This is a genomic window from Roseateles sp. P1_C1_2 (genome assembly GCF_056406535.1).
Window position 1 is genome coordinate 71,750 of sequence record NZ_JBFUAB010000004.1, and the last position, 17,689, is coordinate 89,438.

Annotated in this window: 18 protein-coding genes; 9 read left to right on the forward strand and 9 right to left on the reverse strand. The window is 68.2% G+C overall.

Annotation, left to right across the window (positions count from 1 at the left end):
• The first annotated feature begins 95 nt into the window (after nucleotides 1-95).
• The 4 genes from AC1D2H_RS04960 to AC1D2H_RS04975 all read left to right on the forward strand — a co-directional run bounded on the left by AC1D2H_RS04960 (nucleotide 96) and on the right by AC1D2H_RS04975 (nucleotide 6,552).
• Complete coding sequence (locus AC1D2H_RS04960; protein WP_478010107.1) at nucleotides 96-3,257, forward strand: hypothetical protein; 3,162 nt, start codon at nucleotides 96-98, stop codon at nucleotides 3,255-3,257.
• 15 nt (nucleotides 3,258-3,272) lie between these two features.
• A complete protein-coding gene (locus AC1D2H_RS04965; protein ID WP_478010108.1) occupies nucleotides 3,273-4,160 on the forward strand; it encodes an alpha/beta fold hydrolase in 888 nt (295 codons plus the stop codon).
• A gap of 266 nt (nucleotides 4,161-4,426) precedes the next feature.
• Nucleotides 4,427-5,503 carry a tartrate dehydrogenase gene (locus AC1D2H_RS04970; RefSeq protein WP_478010109.1) on the forward strand — a complete coding sequence of 359 codons (1,077 nt, stop codon included), beginning with the start codon at nucleotides 4,427-4,429 and terminating at the stop codon, nucleotides 5,501-5,503.
• Nucleotides 5,500-6,552 carry a homocysteine S-methyltransferase family protein gene (locus AC1D2H_RS04975; protein WP_478010110.1) on the forward strand — a complete coding sequence of 351 codons (1,053 nt, stop codon included), beginning with the start codon at nucleotides 5,500-5,502 and terminating at the stop codon, nucleotides 6,550-6,552. Before AC1D2H_RS04970 ends, AC1D2H_RS04975 begins: the two co-directional genes overlap by 4 nt.
• A 66-nt stretch (nucleotides 6,553-6,618) precedes the next feature.
• On the opposite strand, the gene AC1D2H_RS04980 is transcribed toward AC1D2H_RS04975, so the two are convergent.
• The 4 genes from AC1D2H_RS04980 to AC1D2H_RS04995 form a co-directional block, all read right to left on the reverse strand.
• Nucleotides 6,619-7,809 carry a glycoside hydrolase family 19 protein gene (locus AC1D2H_RS04980; protein WP_478010111.1) on the reverse strand — a complete coding sequence of 397 codons (1,191 nt, stop codon included), beginning with the start codon at nucleotides 7,807-7,809 and terminating at the stop codon, nucleotides 6,619-6,621.
• A gap of 204 nt (nucleotides 7,810-8,013) precedes the next feature.
• Nucleotides 8,014-9,177, reverse strand: a complete 1,164-nt coding sequence (locus AC1D2H_RS04985) for a hypothetical protein (protein WP_478010112.1) — start codon at nucleotides 9,175-9,177, stop codon at nucleotides 8,014-8,016.
• A gap of 13 nt (nucleotides 9,178-9,190) precedes the next feature.
• Nucleotides 9,191-9,697, reverse strand: a complete 507-nt coding sequence (locus tag AC1D2H_RS04990) for a hypothetical protein (protein ID WP_478010113.1) — start codon at nucleotides 9,695-9,697, stop codon at nucleotides 9,191-9,193.
• Nucleotides 9,694-10,293, reverse strand: coding sequence for an RNA polymerase sigma factor (locus AC1D2H_RS04995; RefSeq protein WP_478010114.1), 600 nt, complete (start codon nucleotides 10,291-10,293; stop codon nucleotides 9,694-9,696). Before AC1D2H_RS04995 ends, AC1D2H_RS04990 begins: the two co-directional genes overlap by 4 nt.
• A 150-nt stretch (nucleotides 10,294-10,443) precedes the next feature.
• On the opposite strand from AC1D2H_RS04995, the gene AC1D2H_RS05000 reads away from it, so the two are divergent.
• The 3 genes from AC1D2H_RS05000 to AC1D2H_RS05010 all read left to right on the forward strand — a co-directional run bounded on the left by AC1D2H_RS05000 (nucleotide 10,444) and on the right by AC1D2H_RS05010 (nucleotide 12,536).
• Entirely contained in the window at nucleotides 10,444-10,848 is a 405-nt protein-coding gene (locus tag AC1D2H_RS05000; protein ID WP_477927734.1) for a VOC family protein, read from the forward strand.
• A gap of 8 nt (nucleotides 10,849-10,856) precedes the next feature.
• On the forward strand, nucleotides 10,857-11,315 hold the full coding sequence (locus AC1D2H_RS05005) for a hypothetical protein (protein WP_478010115.1): 459 nt from the start codon (nucleotides 10,857-10,859) through the stop codon (nucleotides 11,313-11,315).
• A gap of 69 nt (nucleotides 11,316-11,384) precedes the next feature.
• Nucleotides 11,385-12,536: a methionine aminotransferase gene (locus AC1D2H_RS05010; protein ID WP_478010116.1), complete on the forward strand. Its 1,152-nt coding sequence runs from the start codon at nucleotides 11,385-11,387 to the stop codon at nucleotides 12,534-12,536.
• Nucleotides 12,537-12,548: 12 nt separating this feature from the next.
• Here AC1D2H_RS05010 and AC1D2H_RS05015 read toward each other — a convergent pair whose 3' ends face one another.
• Nucleotides 12,549-13,124 (reverse strand): hypothetical protein, encoded by a 576-nt coding sequence (locus tag AC1D2H_RS05015; protein ID WP_478010117.1) that lies wholly within the window; start codon nucleotides 13,122-13,124, stop codon nucleotides 12,549-12,551.
• A gap of 280 nt (nucleotides 13,125-13,404) precedes the next feature.
• Between AC1D2H_RS05015 and AC1D2H_RS05020 the strand changes: the two genes are divergently transcribed.
• Entirely contained in the window at nucleotides 13,405-14,037 is a 633-nt protein-coding gene (locus AC1D2H_RS05020; RefSeq protein ID WP_477927739.1) for a type IV pili methyl-accepting chemotaxis transducer N-terminal domain-containing protein, read from the forward strand.
• A gap of 4 nt (nucleotides 14,038-14,041) precedes the next feature.
• On the opposite strand, the gene AC1D2H_RS05025 is transcribed toward AC1D2H_RS05020, so the two are convergent.
• Entirely contained in the window at nucleotides 14,042-14,416 is a 375-nt protein-coding gene (locus AC1D2H_RS05025) for a MerR family transcriptional regulator (RefSeq protein WP_478010118.1), read from the reverse strand.
• A 78-nt stretch (nucleotides 14,417-14,494) separates the two neighbouring features.
• Between AC1D2H_RS05025 and AC1D2H_RS05030 the strand changes: the two genes are divergently transcribed.
• On the forward strand, nucleotides 14,495-14,920 hold the full coding sequence (locus AC1D2H_RS05030; RefSeq protein WP_478010119.1) for a hypothetical protein: 426 nt from the start codon (nucleotides 14,495-14,497) through the stop codon (nucleotides 14,918-14,920).
• Here AC1D2H_RS05030 and AC1D2H_RS05035 read toward each other — a convergent pair.
• The 3 genes from AC1D2H_RS05035 to AC1D2H_RS05045 form a co-directional block, all read right to left on the reverse strand.
• Nucleotides 14,901-15,968, reverse strand: coding sequence for an alpha/beta fold hydrolase (locus AC1D2H_RS05035; protein ID WP_477927745.1), 1,068 nt, complete (start codon nucleotides 15,966-15,968; stop codon nucleotides 14,901-14,903). The genes AC1D2H_RS05030 and AC1D2H_RS05035 overlap by 20 nt on opposite strands.
• A gap of 75 nt (nucleotides 15,969-16,043) precedes the next feature.
• On the reverse strand, nucleotides 16,044-17,297 hold the full coding sequence (locus AC1D2H_RS05040) for a Zn-dependent hydrolase (protein WP_477927747.1): 1,254 nt from the start codon (nucleotides 17,295-17,297) through the stop codon (nucleotides 16,044-16,046).
• A 9-nt stretch (nucleotides 17,298-17,306) separates the two neighbouring features.
• Nucleotides 17,307-17,660 (reverse strand): bleomycin resistance protein, encoded by a 354-nt coding sequence (locus AC1D2H_RS05045; protein WP_478010120.1) that lies wholly within the window; start codon nucleotides 17,658-17,660, stop codon nucleotides 17,307-17,309.
• Nucleotides 17,661-17,689 lie beyond the last annotated feature (29 nt).

A 17,689-nucleotide genomic window follows, 5' to 3' on the forward strand; every position in this document is an offset into this window, starting at 1 on the left:
TGACTGACCCCCAACGTCGTAAATTTCTCCAGTATTCAGCCGCCCTGAGCGGCTCCATCCCCTTGGTCGGTTGTGGCGGTGGAGGCGGAGAAGCCATGGCGGCCGCGGAAGCACCGACTGCCGAGGCGGCCGGCGTGATCAAGCTGCCCACCACGCCCGTCACGCCCGCGCCGGTTCCGGCGCCCGCGCCTGCCCCGGCACCGGCACCGGCGCCCGTCCCGGTGGCTGTCACGACGCTCGGCCTGGCCACAGGCGCGATGCAGTTCAGCCTGATCAGCACCAAGAATCAGGTGAAGGCGCCCTTCTGCCTGGGCTTCGCGTTCAAGCGCGGCGACATCCCGGCTGGCAGCAGCGTGGCCTCCAATCTGAGCGCCATGCAGGTCATTTCACGCACGACCTGGCCGGACGGCTCGCTGAAGTTTGCCCAGCTGGCAGGCTTCGCCGACCTGACCGCCAATACATTGCAGACGGTGCGCTTGCGCCGGGTGGCCAGCGCCGCTGCCGCCGCCGCCACGTCGCTGAGCCTGGCCGACCTGAAGAAGACCGGCCTGACGGCCGAGGTCGGTGCCGGCGCGCTGGGCAGCGCCAGCTTCGCTGCCGCCGACTGGGACGCGCCTTTCCAGGCCTGGGTCAGCGGCCCGCAGATGTCGTCCTGGATCTTCCGAAAGGCTGTGGGCAGCGATGCCCACCTGACCGCCTGGCTGGAAGTGCGCCTGTTCGCCGGCGGCGCCGTCGAGGTGCTGCCGTGGATCGAGAACGGCTATCTGCAAGTGGCCGCCCCGATCAACAAGGCGGCCACCTACACCTTCAAGATCAATGGCACGCAGCGCTTCTCCGCCGCCATCGACCTGCCCCACCACTGCCGCACGCCACTGATCAGCGGCACGGCGCTGTCCTACTGGCTGGGTGAAGACCCCGCCGTGACGCCGCGCCACGACCTGGCCTATCTGCAGGCCACCGAACTGGTGCCGACCTACAGCGCCCGCGTCGATCCGTCCGCCACCAGCGCCAAGACGCTGGTGGCAACCTTCACGCCGCTGGACAGATGCAACTTCAGCTATGACGGTGATGCCATGACGGCCACCGGCTACCAGGACCCAATCGGTCTGCTGCCCCAGCACGATGCGCTCTATCTGACCTGCGAGTCTTCGACGACCTATGCCGCCGTGCTGCGTAACGGCTTCGCAGCCGGCCGCTATCCCATCCACTATCGTGACGAGAAGACTCAGCGCCCGCTGCGGTTCTCACAGTTTCCCAATCTGGTGCTGAACGAATCCAACAGCGGGGTGGCGAACATCGGCAGCTCCACCCGCTACCAGTTCACGCCCAAGCCGACAGGCACCAAAGGGCCCGGCTGGGACTGTGCCCACAGCCCGTCGGTGGGCTATATGGCCTATCTGCTGACTGACCGCTGGTATTTCATGGAGCAGGTCCAGTTCGCAGCGACGCTGGACTATCTGTCCAAGGGCGACAACGACATTCTGCGCAACGGTTCCCAGGGCCTGGTGCAAAGCTGCTATGGCGCCTGGCAGACACGCGCCTGTGCCTGGCAGTGGCGCACGCTGGTGCAGGCCCTGACCGTGACGCCCGACAGCGACTCTGCACTGAAGCAGGAATTCGTCACCTGCGTGCAGACCAATATCGACAATTTCCACGCTCGCTACGTGGCTCAGCCCAACAACCCCTATGGCTGGATCCAGCCGGGCGAGGGCTACGACAACGGCCTGCAGCTAGGCGCGCCTTGGCAGCAGGACTTCGTGACCGCGGCTTTTGGATACTCACTGTCGCTGGGACTGCCTGTGGCAGCGGCCTATGCCACCAAGCTGGATGCCTTCTTCCGCTGGAAGGCGCGCAGCGCCATCATGCGCTTGGGGCCTTCCACGGGCTTCTGGTACGTCAATGCAGCGCCCTACACGATGAGCATCACGGCGGTGGCGTCTCCGGACTTCGCTGGCGGCAAGGGCCCCTGGCTGCCCAGCGATGCGGCGGTCTACCTGGCCACCTTCGCCAGCAAGCCGGCCTGGTTGGGCGTTCTCGAAGGCAAGCTGGCCGCCGAATTCATGCCGGGCGACCGTGCCACCTGGGGCAATCTGACGCCGGCGATCGCCTATGCGGTCCGACACGGCGTGACGGGCGCGAGCGCGGCCTACCAGCGTATGGTCAACGCCAGCAACTACCCGGCCCTGCGCGACGCCTTCAATATCTCGCCGGTCTGGGCTGTCGCGCCCGCCCTCCACCAGCCCGCCTGGATCGCCAACAAGCCGCTGAACACCTGGTTCGAGATCCCCAACACCGCCGGTGCCGGCGGTGCCGCGATCGATGCCTACAGCGGCATGGCCGTCAACGATCGCAACTGCGAGCTCATCATCGCGGCCGCTGGCGGCCATGGCGACTCTTCGGACAACCGTGTCGTCTCCATCAGCCTCGCTGCCGACACGCCGAGCTGGACGGTGCGCATGCAGCCCAGCCTGATCACGGCGCAGAACGTTGCCTACTACGTCGACGGCAAGCCGACTTCGCGTCACGTCTACAGCTCGGCGCATTTCGTGCCGCAGCTCAACCGGGTCATGTTGTTCGGTACCCGCGCGTCATATGGCTCCGCCTGGGACTTCGGCAAGGTCGACGCCTTCAGTCTCGATACCAACACCTGGGACAAGGCTGGCACCTGGGCTGACATCACGGGCGCCTACTTCGGCTCCGCGCAGATTCGCGCCACCGGCGAGGTCATCAGCGTCGGCCTGAAGAAGTGGTCCCCCGTCGACAAGAAGTGGACCGACCTCGTCAGCAACGCCAACGGCGACGCGGTGCGCTGGCCCATGGCCTTCGATCCGCGACGCAACCAGGTCTTCTGCCTGCAATGGGGCGACGGCCAGGGCTTTGACCCGCAGCGCATGGTGGCCAGCCGCGCGCCGGTCGGGGGTGCCCAGCAGATCGCTGTCAGCTTCAATCCCAGCGCCGCACTGACGCAATGGCTGGCCGACAAGCCCAGCTATGCCGGCATGGATTACGACGCCGACAACGATCGCTTCCTGTTCTACAGCGGCCAGGGCGACGCGGCGGGGCGCGTCTACGTTATCACGCCCAATGATGGCAATGTCTGGGACATGAGCTTGCTGAGCGTCGGTGCCGGCAGCGCGAAGATCGCGGCGACACCCGATAGCGGCGTTCAGAACCGCCTGCGCTACATCCCGGCCCTGCGCGGCTTCGTGCTGCTGGCTCGTGGCAGCGCCAACCTCTACTTCCTGCGCACGGCCTGACAGAATCGGTCCACGATGTGGACCGATTTCCAACCGCTAACCATCCAGCGTGACGGCGTCACGTTGTTTGCCCGCCAGGGCGGCCCGTCGGAATCCGGCAGGCCGCCCTTGCTGCTTCTGCATGGCCATCCCCAGACCATGGCGATGTGGCATCGCGTCGCGCCGACGCTCGCCCAGCATCGCCGGGTCGTGCTGATGGACCTGCGCGGCTATGGCGACAGCGACCGTCCGCCCGCCGGCGAAGCCAGCACGGCCTATGCCAAGCGCGAGATGGCCCTCGACGCCGTCGCGCTGATGCAGTCCCTCGGCCACGAGCGCTTTGCCGTGCTGGCGCACGACCGCGGCGCGCGGGTCGCGCATCGGCTGGCGCTGGATCATCCCCAGGCCGTGACCCGGCTGATGCTGCTGGACATCGCGCCGACGCTGGCGATGTACGAGGGCACCACCGAGGCGTTTGCGCGCGCCTACTGGCATTGGTTCTTCCTGATCCAGCCGGCGCCGCTGCCCGAGCGCCTCATCGAGGCCGACCCCGCCGCCTATCTGCGCGATGGCATGGGCCGCCGCGGCGGCGCCTTCTTCGACAAGCGCGCCTGGGCCGAGTACGAGCGTTGCATGGCGCGGCCCGGCTCGGCCGCCGGGGTCTGTGCAGACTACCGCGCCAGCGCCGGCATCGACCTCGATCACGACCGTGCCGATCGCGATGCGGGCCGCCGCATCACCCAACCCCTGCGCGTGCTGTGGGGTGCCGAGGGCGTCGTGGGTCGCTGCTTCGAGCCACTCAAGCTCTGGCAGGCCGCGGCCGAAAACGTCGGCGGCCGCGCGGTCGCCAGCGGCCACTACATCGCCGAGCAAGCGCCCGAAGTGGTGCTGGCCGAGGCGGCAGATTTCTTCAAGGAGGACTAGGGGCTTTCCTCACCACGGGAGTCGGATGCGTTGCCACTCAAAAGGCCGCGAGCAAGGCGCGAAGCCGAAGCTGGGGTCGTCCCCAGCGAGGCTTTGCAACGCCGCGCGCGGCCTTTTGAGTGACAACCCTTCGGGAGAGGGTCTGCGCGGGCGCATGGCGTTGTTGCGCGCCTGGCCTGGGCATGAGCCCAGGGCGGCGGCGCACGTCTAGCCCTGCGCCCGCGCAGATCCTCTCGCACCGATTCCCGTGGTGAGGAAAGCCCCTTATGCAAAAGATCGCCGTGATCGCCGGTGACGGCATCGGTACCGAAGTCATGCCCGAAGGCCTGCGCGTGCTGCGCGCCGTCGCCGAGCGATTCAGCCTGCCGCTGCGCTTCGACGAGTTCGATTTCGCGCACTGCCGCTACTACGAGCAGCATGGCCAGATGATGCCGGACGACTGGAAGGAACAGATCGGCGGCCATGACGCCATCTTCTTCGGCGCCGTCGGCTGGCCGGCCGTGGTGCCGGATCACGTCAGCCTCTGGGGCTCGCTGCTGAAGTTCCGCCGCGAGTTCGACCAGTACGTGAACCTGCGCCCCGCGCGACTGCTGCCCGGCGTGCGCTCGCCGCTCGCAGGCCGCTCGCCCGGCGACATCGACATGTGGATCGTGCGCGAGAACACCGAGGGCGAATACTCCAGCGTCGGCGGGCGCATGTACGCCGGCACCGAGCGCGAGATCGTCATCCAGGAGACGGTCATGAGCCGCATTGGCGTCGACCGCGTGCTGCGCTTCGCCTTCGAGCTGGCTGCCTCGCGGCCGCGCGCCAAGCTCACCTCCGCCACCAAGAGCAATGGCATCGCCATCACCATGCCCTATTGGGACGAGCGCGTCGAAGCCATGGCCGCGCAGTTCCCTGGCGTCGCGGTCGACAAGTTCCACATCGACATCCTCTGCGCCCACTTCGTGCAACGGCCGCAGCACTTCGACGTGGTGGTGGCCAGCAACCTGTTCGGCGACATCCTGTCCGACCTGGGGCCAGCCTGCACCGGCACCATCGCCATCGCGCCCTCGGCCAACCTGAACCCGACGCGCGCATGGCCCAGCCTGTTCGAGCCGGTGCACGGCTCGGCGCCGGACATCGCGGGCAAAGGCATCGCCAACCCCATCGGCCAGATCTGGGCCGGCGCCATGATGCTGGACTTCCTGGGCCACCGCGCCGCCCACGACGCCGTCATGGCGGCCATCGAAACCGTGTTGGCCGACCCCGCCGCGCCCAAGACGCCCGACCTGGGCGGCAAGGCCTCATGCACCCAACTGGGCGAGGCCATTGCCGGGGCTGCGAAAATGGTGAAATCATGAAGTCCATCGCCTACACCCGTGCCCAAGGCCTGCCGGCCCTGCTCCAGCAACGCATTGCCGTCCTCGATGGCGCGATGGGCACCATGATCCAGCGCTACAAGCTGGTCGAGGCCGACTACCGTGGCGAGCGCTTCAAGGACCATCACAAGGACCTGAAGGGCAACAACGAGATGCTGATGTTCACGCGGCCCGATGTGCTGCTTGAAATCCACGAGCAATACCTCGCCGCCGGTGCCGACCTCATCGAGACCAACACCTTCGGCGCCACCACCGTGGCCCAGGAGGACTACGACCTCGCCGAGTTGGCCTACGAGATGAATGTCGAGGCTGCCAAGCTGGCCCGCGCCGCCTGCGACAAATACTCGACGCCCGACAAGCCCCGCTACGTGGCGGGTGCCCTCGGCCCGACGCCGCGCACCGCCTCCATCAGCCCGGACGTCAACGACCCCGGCGCCCGCAATGTCGACTTCGACACCCTGCGCGCCGCCTATTACGAGCAGGCCAAGGGCCTGCTGGAGGGGGGCTGCGACCTCTTCCTCGTCGAGACCATCTTCGACACGCTGAATGCCAAGGCCGCCATCTTCGCGCTCGACGAGCTGATGGAAGACACCGGCGAGCGCCTGCCCGTCATCATCTCGGGCACGGTGACCGACGCGTCCGGCCGCATCCTGTCCGGCCAGACCGTGACCGCCTTCTGGCACTCGGTGCGCCACGCCCGCCCCATCGCCATCGGCCTGAACTGCGCGCTGGGCGCGACGCTGATGCGGCCCTATATCGAGGAACTGGCCAAGGTGGCGGGCGACGTGGCCGTCAGCTGCTACCCCAACGCCGGCCTGCCCAACCCCATGAGCGACACCGGCTTCGACGAGACGCCGGACGTGACGGCGCGCCTGGTGGGCGAGTTCGCCCAGGCCGGCTTCCTGAACATCGCCGGCGGCTGCTGCGGCACGACGCCCGACCACATCGCAGCCATCGCCAAGGCCGTGTCGGCCTACAAGCCGCGCGTCAGCGGCGAGAAGTTCTTCAGCCAGATGCTCGCGGCGGCCTGAGGCCGTCGCATCCGAGCCCTGCGGCCTGAGGCCGCCCGCATCCCAGCCCTGCGGCCTGAGGCCGTTTCAGAGCGCGGCCTTGGCCGCCGCCAGGTAGGCGCTGCGCTGCTCCAGGCCGTTGTAGCCGCCGTTGATGCGCCTCGTGACCAGCCGGATATCGTCGCTGTCGCTGTAGGTGTTCAGCTTGGCCTGGATCCAGTACTGCAGCGCCGTCTCCAGCGCGAGCTCGGGGTCGGATGCGATGAGCTCCGGGGTGGTCATCAGCTCGGGCCTGCCGAGGGCCTCGGCAAAGCGCTGGTAGTTGCTCCGCCCGGTCAGCAGCAGCAGCCCGCGGCCTTTGAAGCGGGCTCCGTCGCCCGGCTGGGTATTGCCCAGGTCCGCGCGGCCTTCGTAGGCCGCACCCGAGGACAGCTCCTGCGTGAAGTGCAACTCGTCGCTCTCGCGGCCGATCTGGGCCAGGAACATCGCGGCCCGCGAGCAGGTGTTGATCTCCGCCTTGGCCATGCCCTTGCGCAGCAGCGGCAGATAGGTCTCGAGGTCGGCCGGCCTGGCGCGCGGGTAGATGCGAGCCAGCTTGGCCACCGTCAGCTTGTTCAGCGGGTTGCCCTGGCCCAAGGTGCAGGCGCGATCCTCGACAGGCATCGTGGTGGCGGCGCCCTGACCCGTGGTGGTCGACGGCGTGGTCGACAGCTTGGTGGTGGGCGCAATCGCCACCACGACGGCCGCGCGCGTACCGGTCTCGAGATCGCGGCAATCGCGCTCGACCGCGCTCGTGTAGTCATCCTTGATCGCGGCGCCCAATGTGTCCCGCATGTCCTTGCGGTCGAAGGTCTCGGCCACCAAGTAGCTCTGCACCTTGAGCTGCTGCTCGAGATAGGCCTTGCATTCCACCAGCGTCGTGTAGCGCCGGCCCTCGAGACGGCTGCGCAGGGCTTCCATGACGGCTTGCTGTTCGCCGCGGCGTGCCTGCAGCTCGGCGCGAGCCCAGGTCTGCAGCGGATTGCCTTCGATGGAGGCGATCACCGTGAGCGTGTCGCGCCGGTATTCGCGTGACGCCTTGTCCGCGATGGCCAGCTTGGCGAAGTCCAGCGCGATCTGGTGCGCGATCTCGGTCTGCTTGAGCTGGTTCTGCCAGTAGCCGTTGATGAACTGCACCAGAGGCACGACGGCGGCGGTGAGGGCGCCCAGCCAGGCCAGCACGGTGGGCGTGAGCACGCGCGATGCGGCTTCGGGCGTCGGCGTGGCGGGTGCGGGCATGAGGGCCTCCTGTGAGGGGCCGATGCTAGAACGGCGCACACGCGTTGCCGGCGGCTGCGTCCTGAACATTCAGGATGGCTTCCCGCCGCCCTGTTCATGGGAACACATGACAACAGGTGGCCGTATGGCGGCACAGGCCCTCACGATGTCCGATGCCCTGAAGACCCGTGCGGGCCGCCGTGCGATCGCCGGCCGAATGACGCGTCAGGACGCCTTGGGCGCGCTCGGGGCATTCGTCGAAGGCCTGGCGCTGCGCTTCGGCACTTCGCTGAATTCGGCCGGCGGCCTCATCAGCGCCGCGTCGGGCTCGCCACGCTTGATCTTCTCCAGCCGGTAGTTCTGCTCGCCCATGCGCGGGTCGGCATCGCGGCTCTGCACGGTCAGCATCAACTCGGGGCTGCGCCAGACCTCGCGGCTGCTGACGATGGGCTTCTCGTTGCCGATCTTGCCGGCCTCGATGGTCCACGTCGTGCGCTCGCCGGTGACCTTCAGGCCGTCGATCTCCTTGGGTGCCAGCGCGGTCGTCGTGCCGCCCTCGCGCGGCAGCATGGGGAACTGCAACAGGGGCAGGGGCGGCAGCGGCGGCGTGGGCGGAGTCATCGGCGCCGGTGGTGCGGGCAGGGCGGGCATGGCAGGCATGGCGGGCAGTTCGCTGGCTCGGATGACGCGCAGCTCACGGCGGCGCTCGACGGCGCTGGCACCCGGCGCGGGTGGCGCCACCAGTTCCTGCTCGATGACGATGCCCGGCTCGCCGGCCATCGCGCGGCCGCGGACGCGCTCGGCATCCACGCTGCGGGCGCGCTCGGCCACGCGACCACCCCATTCCTTCCAGCGCGCCGCTTGCTCCTTCATGCGCTCGCCCCAGTCCTGCATCGACGCCTCCCAGGCGGCGTGCGCGGCCGCGTCGGCGCCCGGTGCCCAGACCATGGAGCCGCGCAGTCGTTGCACGCGCTTCTGGTCCGGGTAGATGACCCAGCTCTCCTTGGCCACCGGGTCGTTCAGGTAGACGACCTTGGGGCCACCCTCGCGCTGGACTTCCCGGCGCGTGCGACCCTCGCCGTCTCGGCAGAGCTGGCTCAGCTGCTTGCGCACGATGCGGTTGCCGTCGCCCAGCGTCTGCACGTTCTCGTGCACGGCCGTCGCGCAGTAGGGCGCACCACGCACGACGCGCTCGCCCTCCAGCTCGCGGCCGGCAAAGGCCAGGGCCTGGTCGCCCATGGCGATGCGCACGGGCAGGTCGGACAGGGCCAGCTGCACGCTGCGCTCGACTTCGCGTTCGATGTCCCGCGCTTGCAGGCGGTCAGCTTCCAGCGCGGTGGCCGAAGCGGCCATGGCGATCAGCGTCAGGGCGGTGAGGGGCGTCTTCATGTCGTTCTCCAGGTCAATTCAGGATCCGCACGGCCAGCACCTGGCCGCTCGGGTTCAACATCAGCTCGGCGCGCACCGTCTCGTCGGCGCACGCGGCATCGAAGGGCAGGCCCAGCAGCGCCAGGCGCTCGCGCGGCAGCTCGGCGGGTTGCAGCCACACGGCGGCATTGCGGCTGGCCGCCAGCGCCGCGCGGAACTCACCCTCCGGCACCAGCGGGATGAAGCCGCTGCCAGCAGGCGCCGCCTGCGCGGTCTGGGTGCCGGGCGGGTCCAGCAGCAGCATGGCGCTCAGCAGCACGGCGGCCGTGGCGCCCAGCGCCCCACTGCCCCAGGCCAGGCGGCGCAGCCAGCGGGGCTCGTGGGCCTCGGCCGTCTCGGCTACCCGGCGTCGGGCGCGCAGCACGCGTTGCTGGTCGGTCAGGCGGGCCAATAGCGCAGCGTCTTGGTCGGCGCCGGGTTGGAGCCGTGCGAACTCGCCGCGGGCGGGCAGCAGCCAGTCGGGGGTGTCGTTGGGGCTCATGGCTTTTCTCCCACGGCGAGCAGATCGGCCAGGCGCTGCCGGGCGCGGTGCAGGCGGGTGCGCAAGGTGTCCACGCTGACGCCGGCAATCCCGGCGGCGTCCTCGTAGCTGCGCTCCTGCAGGTCCACCAGCACGATGGCTTCGCGCTGCGGCCAGCTCAAGGCGCGGATGGCGGCCCAAAGGCCGTCCTGCTGTTGAGCCTGGTTCAGGCGGGTGTCGCTGGCCGGCATGGCCTCGGCGCCTTCGTCGGCGTCGAGGGAGTCGTCCAGCGGCACATGACGACGTGCGTCGCGCCACTGGTTCAGCAGTTGGTGGCGGGCCATGCCGGCGAGATAGGCGCCCAGCGAACCGCGGCCGGCGTTGAAGGACTGCGGCCCGCGCAGCAACTGGGCAAAGGCTTCCTGCACGGCATCCAGCGCCGTGGCCTCGTCGCCGGCCAGCGCCAGCGCATAGCGGTAGACCGAGCCGCTCTCGCGCCGGTAGACCAGGGCCAGCGCGTCGGCGTCGCCATCGGCCACGCGCGCCAGCAGCGCGGCGTCATCGCCGGCTGCGGACGCGGCCGGGGCGACAAAGCCGAGGCGGGTCAGCCAGCTCATGTCGGGGCGCATGGGGAGGAGGCCTGCAGAAGTTGCATGTCCCTATTGAGCGCGGCGAGGCCCTTTCGTTACTCCGGACAAACCCGTCGTCACTTTCGGCATGGGCGCGGCGCGGCATGATCCTCACGCCCCCGGAACAGGAGACTGCGCATGCTGAAGCTGCAAGGCATTGACCATCTCGTCCTGCGCGTCATCAACCTCGATGCCATGGTCCGCTTCTATGTCGACGTGCTCGGCTGCTCGGTCGAGCGCCGCCAGGACGAGATCGGCCTCGTGCAGCTGCGTGCCGGCCATTCGCTGATCGACCTCGTGCCGGTGGACGGCAAGCTCGGCCGCATGGGCGGGGCCGCGCCCGGCGTCGAGGGCCGAAACATGGATCACTTCTGCCTGCGCGTCGAACCCTTCGACGGGGACGCCATCCGCGCGCATCTGACGGCCCACGGCGTTGAGGGCGGCAAGACCGAGAGCCGCTATGGTGCCGAAGGCGAGGGGCCTTCCATCTACTTGAGCGACCCTGAAGGCAATGTCGTCGAACTGAAGGGGCCACCCGCATGAAACCGCTGATGAATCCTCTAGCCAGGGCCATCGCCTGGGGTGGCCTGCTCGCCGGCACCGGCGACCTCGTTTTCGCGCTGAGCTATTACGGCATGAAGCTGCGTGTCTTCCAGACCGTCGCCGCCGGCCTCATCGGCCGCGAGGTGGCCTTTGGCGGCGGGCCGGAGACCTTTGCGCTGGGCGTCGCGCTGCACTACGGCATCGCACTGATCTGGGCTGCCCTCTTCTGCGTGGTGGCCCTGCGGCTGCCGGCCCTGCTGCGCAATGCGACGGCCGCCGGCCTGGCTTATGGCTTCGTTGTCTACTTCGGCATGAACAACGTCGTGCTGCCGCTGTCGGCCCTGCACACGCCGTTCTGGCCACCCAAGCTGGATGCGGCGGCGATCGCCGCGCATTGCTTCCTGTTCGGCTTCCCGATCGGACTGGCGGCGCGCCGGGTGCTGCTGGGCGGGCCGCGGCGCGGCTGACGTCGCTGGCCGCATCAGCAAATGCGGCCAGCGAGGAAGGGTGGGCCGGCTCGCGCAAAATCGCCCACCATGCGTGACCTGCCCACCAAGCTGCCCAATACCGGCACCACCATCTTCACCGTCATGTCGGCGCTGGCCACCGAGCATGGCGCCGTCAATCTCGGCCAGGGCTTCCCGGATTTCGGCGCCGACCCGGCCCTGCTGCAGGCCGTCACCGACGCCATGGCCGCCGGCCACAACCAGTACCCGCCGATGACCGGCGTGCCGGCGCTGCGTCAGGCCATCGCCACCAAGCTGAACGCGCTCTACGGCTCGGCCTATGACGCTGACCGTGACATCACGATCACAGCCGGCGGCACGCAGGGGCTGATCACGGCGCTGCACAGCTGCGTGGGCGCTGGCGATGAGGTCATCATCATCGAGCCGGCCTACGACAGCTACGACCCCGCCATCCGCCTGGCCGGTGCCATTCCCGTCGGCGTGCCGATGACGCTGGACTATTGCATCGACTGGACGGCGGTGCGTGCCGCCATCACGCCGCGCACGCGGGCGCTGGTGATCAACACGCCGCACAACCCCAGCGGCCGCATCGCGACCGCCGAGGACCTGCGCGAGCTGGAGCGGATCGCTGAAGCGCACGACCTCTTCGTCATCAGCGACGAGGTCTACGAGCACATGGTCTTCGATGGCGCACCACACGAGAGCGTCGCGCGCTACCCCGCCCTGAGGGAGCGCAGCTTCCTCGTCAGCAGCTTCGGCAAGACCTTCCATGTGACCGGCTGGAAGGTCGGCTTTGTCGCCGCGCCGCCGGCGCTGTCAGCGGCCTTTCGCCGTTTGCACCAGTACACCGTGTTCACCGTGCACACGCCGACCCAGCACGCGATTGCGGCCTATCTCGCCGACCCGGCACCCTGGCAGGGCTTGAGCGGCTTCTACCAGGCCAAGCGCGACGGCTTCCGCGCGGCGTTGTCAGCCACGCCGCTGAAGCTGCTGCCCTGCGAGGGCACCTACTTCCAGACGGTGGACTACAGCGCCGTGTCGGATCTGCCCGAGCTGGACTTCGCCCAATGGCTGACCACCGAGATCGGCGTCGCGGCCATCCCGCTGTCGGTCTTCTACCAGCAGCCGCAGGAGAGGCGGCATGTGAGGTTCTGCTTTGCGAAGCGGGATGAGACGCTGCGCACAGCAACGGAACGACTTTCGAGTGGCCTACGCACTTGAGCTGCCAGCCAGTCATTGGGAAAAAAGAACGTCCCGTCTGATGGCGCCGAAAATCCTGGTGGCGAAAGTGTCGAAGTCTGATTCGTTCGGTTTGCGCTCGCTGCTGACGCTCGATTCAACGCTCCAGATGAGCTGGCCGGCGGTGGAGAGCGCCTCGACCCGGACATAGAGATAGGTTGCGCAGCCTCGTTCGTCACAGCCGGTTCCGATTCGGTTCGGTTGAATGCGAAGCACTGGCAAACCGGCCGTGGGTCCTTGCAAAGGTATTTGCTGACTCATCGCGAGAGCGATGAACCTGCCCTGAACATCGTTCACGAATGACTTGAGTACAGCGCTCGAATGAAGCTGTGCATAGGCACGGTCGGCGGAGGTGATGGGTACGGGATCTTTTTTGGTAGAGAACCTTGTGATCTTGGTCGGCAGCGTTTCAGGCACATCCAGAATCAGTTGTGCAGACTTGATACGGTCAAAAGGGGATACCTGACCTACGGACTGAGGCAGCTTGGACGAGGCGCAGCCAGTCAGGCAGGCCGCAAGAAGCAATGCCGATAGAAGACATGGTCGAGAACGCGCAGAGGATGTTTTCATGACGATGCTGAGTGCAGCGTGAGCACCCCGGCATTTTGAGTCGCTGTTGGTCAGATGAAGCGAGCTGTCACGATGGGGTGGCAAGGCGATGCTCGCAGGACATGGGAGGGCGGCCGCTGGCTGCTGCGCACGCAGGGATTTGCTGGCACGCCCCGTGCTAACCCTAGGGTTGGCAGGACCGGCACGCGCATTGCGGGAGGCACCGGTCGTGACCCAGCTCACGGAGGATGTCATGTCGCACCATCAGCGTGCAGTGCCCGATGCACGAAAAGCGGGGGCCGTGCCCAAACAAACGGCAGGCGAGGCGTTTGGCAAGTTGATCAACCTGTCGGGTCGACGCCGTTTCACATCGCAGCGCCTGGTGCTGTTCGCGGTGCTGGCCTTGCAAGGCCGCGAAGGTGCGCTCGCCACGGCCCACGATGCGCTGGCGACCTTCCGTGAGGCCCATCGCTCGCTGACCGAAGGCGAACTGTCGCCGCGTGCGCTGGGCGGCGAGCTGGAGCAGGCCTACTTCGGCCCCGACCGGGCCGATGAGCGCATCGGCGGCTTCATCGCGTTGGCGCAGCGAGCGCTCGATGCCATCGCCACCGAGGGCCGCAGCGCTGCGGCCCTGCTGGAGGAGCTGGTGGAAAGCGTCACACCGCTGCTGGCGGTGCTGAACCGGCTGACGCAGCTGTACGAGGACCTGGCACGCCAGCAGGCCGCCGCGGCCAAGAAGCAACTCACCGCCGTCATGGGCGACATCGAGACCATCGCCAAACACGCCCGCATCGTGTCCTTCAACGCGCAGGTCGTCGCCGCGCGGGCGGGCGACTCGGGCCGCGAGTTCGCCGTCGTGTCGGGCGAGCTGACGCAGATCACCGGCAAGCTCGACGGCCTGGTGCGCGAGGCGGTGCGCAGCGCGGTGGCGTGAGCGGTCAGGCGGCCGGTCGCAAGGGGCAGCTCGCGCCGGTCTCAGGCGTCTCGGCCAAGCGCACTGCCAGCTCCGCCCTCAGGCCCTGCAACGCCGCGATGCGCGCGTCGATGTCTGCCAGCTTGCGCGCCAGCGCTGCCCGCAGCGCCGGGCCGGCCTCCTCGCCCTGGGCGAGCAAGGGCATGTCGGCCGCGATCTCGGTCAGTGTGAAGCCCAGTTGCTGGGCCGTGCGCACATAGCCCAGCCATTGCACGGTCTCCGCGGGGTAGTCGCGGTAGCCGTTGTCGGTGCGGCGCGCCTGCAGCAGGCCGCGCTTCTCGTAGAAGCGCAGGCTGTCGCGGCTCAGGCCGGTCAGTGTGGCGAGGGTGCCGATGAGCATGAGGCATCCGAAATAGCTTGACCTTGGAGTGTGGTCCAAGGTCGAGCATGTGTGCACGTCCCTATTTCATGCCTCGCCATGCCTGCCTTCAGCAACTCCGGTTTCCTGCGCGTCGTCTGGCTCAGCGCCCTCTACGACCTCATCGTCACCGCGCCCTTCGCCACGCCCTGGACCTTTGAATTGAATCGCGCCCAGCTCGGCGCCATCAACCAGGCCCTGGGGGGCCTGCCCCTGCCGGCTTTCGATGCGGTGCAGACCCTGTTCGCGCTGCTGATGGGCAGCATCGTCCTCGTCTGGGCGGTGCTGAGGTTGCGCGGGCCGACGGTGCAGTTCGGCCGCTATGACGCGGCCGGGCGGCTGTTGTTCGGCGTGTGGATGGCGTGGGCCTGGCTGCAGACCGGCGCACCGGTGATGCTGCTGTTCATCGTGCCCGAGCTGAGCTGGGCCGTGGTGCAGGCCTGGTGCGTCAGGGCGCGGCCTGCGTTCAGCGCGTCAGCGGGATGACCTCATCGCGCAGCAGGCGGAGTTGCGCCTCCAGCAGCGGTCCGTTCGGGTCGTGGCCGGCACGGGGCACCGTCACCAGCTTCTTGCGCGGCGCCTGGATGCCGTCGAACCAGGCCTGCGTCACGGCCGGCGGGGTCAGCAGGTCTTGCTCGCCCTGGATGAGGAAGACCGGCAGCCGGAAACGCGTGCGCTGTTCTTTCAGTGCCAGCTGCCAGAGCATGCCGTCGGCCTTGAAGCCGACGAACTTCAGGAAGGAGAAGTCCTCGCCCGCCTCGTAGGCGGCCAGGTCCTGCGGGCTGGCGTAGCCGGGCGCGGGGCGCCAGTCGGGGCCGGCGTCGCTGCGCTGGGCTTCGTAGCGGCGCACGATACGGCGCAGCTGGCCGAAGCTGCGCGGGTTGGTCCAGGGGGGCGTACCGAGGGCTTGCAGCGTGGTCAGTGCGGCCTCGTCTCCGAGCTCGCGGGCGCGTTGCAGCGTGAGGGCATGGCTGGCGATCAGATCCGGCGGCCCGACGAGCTGGGCCACGCCGACATAGGCATGGAAAAGCTCGGGCTTGAGACTCGCCATCTCCGCGGCCAGGGCCGAGCCCCAGGAGCTGCCGGTCAGAATGAGCTTGTTCTTGCCCAGACGCTGTTGCAGGTACTCGGCCACCGCGAGGCCATCGGCGGCCATCAGCGCCAGCGTCAGCGGCGTGCGCGCGAATTCTTCGGGCTCCAGCTCACGCACCGGCAGGTTGCGGCCATAGGTGCGGCCGGCGCCGCGTTGGTCCCATTGCACCAGGGTGAAGTCCTTGGCCCAGCCGCCGTAGAGATTGTCTGCAAACGGGCTGATCGGATTGCCGGGGCCGCCGTGGATGAAGAGCAGCACCGGGTTGCGGCAGTCCTGGCTGCTGATGGTCACCCACTGCGGGATGCCGTTGATGGCCACGAAGCCCTGCTCGCGGACGGTGCGGTCAGCAGCTTGCGCTTCGCAGGCCGGAGCCAGCGGCTCGGCAGCATGGCTCGTCAGCTGCGCAAGCAGCAGGACAGTGGTCAACAGACGTCGGATCAAGCCGGCTCCTCGCAGGGCGAGGCGCCGAAGCAGGCGCCATGGCGGCGCACTATAGGGGCGGGACTTGCTGCGAGATCAGCCCGCGCGCTCGAGCATGGCCTGCAACAGCACATTGCACCCCGCCTCGATGTGCTCGGGCTTGGCGTCTTCGATCTCGTTGTGGCTGATGCCGTCCTTGCAGGGGATGAAGATCATGCCAGCCGGGGCCAGGCGGGCCATGTAGACGGCGTCGTGGCCGGCGCCGGAGACCGCGCGCATATTGCTGTAGCCCAGCGTGTCGGCGGCCTTCTGAACCGCAGCGATGCAGTCGGCGTGGAAGGGTTGGGCCGGGTAGGCGCTGACCGGCGTGATTTCGATGGGCAGGCCGCTGTCGGCGCTGAGCTTGGCAGCCACGGCGCGGATGTCGGCGTCCATCGCTTCGCACAGCGCATCGGTCGCGTTGCGCAGGTCGATGCTGAACTTGACGCGGCCGGGGATGACGTTGCGGCTGTTGGGGTGGACCTGGACCATGCCCACGGTGCCGCGGCCATGCGGCGGGTGGCGGTGGGCGCAGGCGACCACTTCTTGCATCAGCTTGGCGGCCACCTGCAGCGCATCCTTGCGCAGGGCCATGGGCGTGGGGCCGGCGTGGGCCTCCATGCCGGTGACGACGCAGTCATACCAGCGGATGCCCAGCACCCCGGTGACGACGCCGATGGTCTTGTCGTGATCCTCCAGCACCGGGCCCTGCTCGATATGGGTCTCGAAGTAGGCGCCGATGGGGTGGTCGCCCGGCACTTGGCTGCCGACGTAGCCGATGCGCTCCAGCTCGCCCTTGACGGTCTTGCCTTCGGTGTCCGTCGCGGCGTAGGCATGCTCCAGCGTGAAGGCCTTGGCGAACACGCCCGAGCCCATCATGACGGGCACGAAGCGCGAGCCTTCTTCATTGGTCCAGAAGGCGACCTCGATGGGCGCCTCGGTCTCGATGCCGTGGTCGTTCAGCGTGCGCACGACCTCGATGCCGGCCAGCACGCCGTAGTTGCCGTCGAACTTGCCGCCGGTGGGCTGGGTGTCGATATGGCTGCCGGTCATGATGGGGGCCAAGCTGTTGTTGCGGCCCGCGCGGCGCATGAAGCCGTTGCCGATCTGGTCGATGGTGACCGTCATGCCGGCCTCGCGCGCCCAGCGCGTGACGAGGTCGCGGCCCTGCTTGTCGAGGTCGGTCAGCGTCAGGCGGCAGACGCCGCCCTTCTCGGTGGCGCCGATCTGCGCCAGCTCCATCAGCGAGTCCCAGAGGCGCTGGCCGTTGACGCGCAGCTTCGTGATGTCTGTCTTGGTGGGCATGTCCATCGTGGACTCCTAGAGCTTCGTGCCGAAGCGCAGTTTGTTGTGGTCGGGGTCGACGAGCAGGAACTCGCGCACGCCCCAGGGCATGTCTTCAATGGGCTTGACCGGCTTCACGCCTTTGGCCGTGAAGGCGGCGTAGACGGCGTCGGCGTCGGGCACCCAGAAATAGACGGCGCCACCGGGCGCGCAGTCGCCGGCGTGGCCGGTCAGGAAGATCGTCTGGCCTGCGCGCGTGAGCTGCAGGAACAGCGGCAGGCCGGGTTCGAACTGGTGCTGCCAGTCGATGCTGAAACCCAGCTGGTCGATGTAGAAGGCTTGCGTGCGCGCCGCGTCCGTCATGCGCAGCTGGGGGATGACGGTTTGCATGTCAGCGGCGCCCGGCCGCCCGAAGGCGC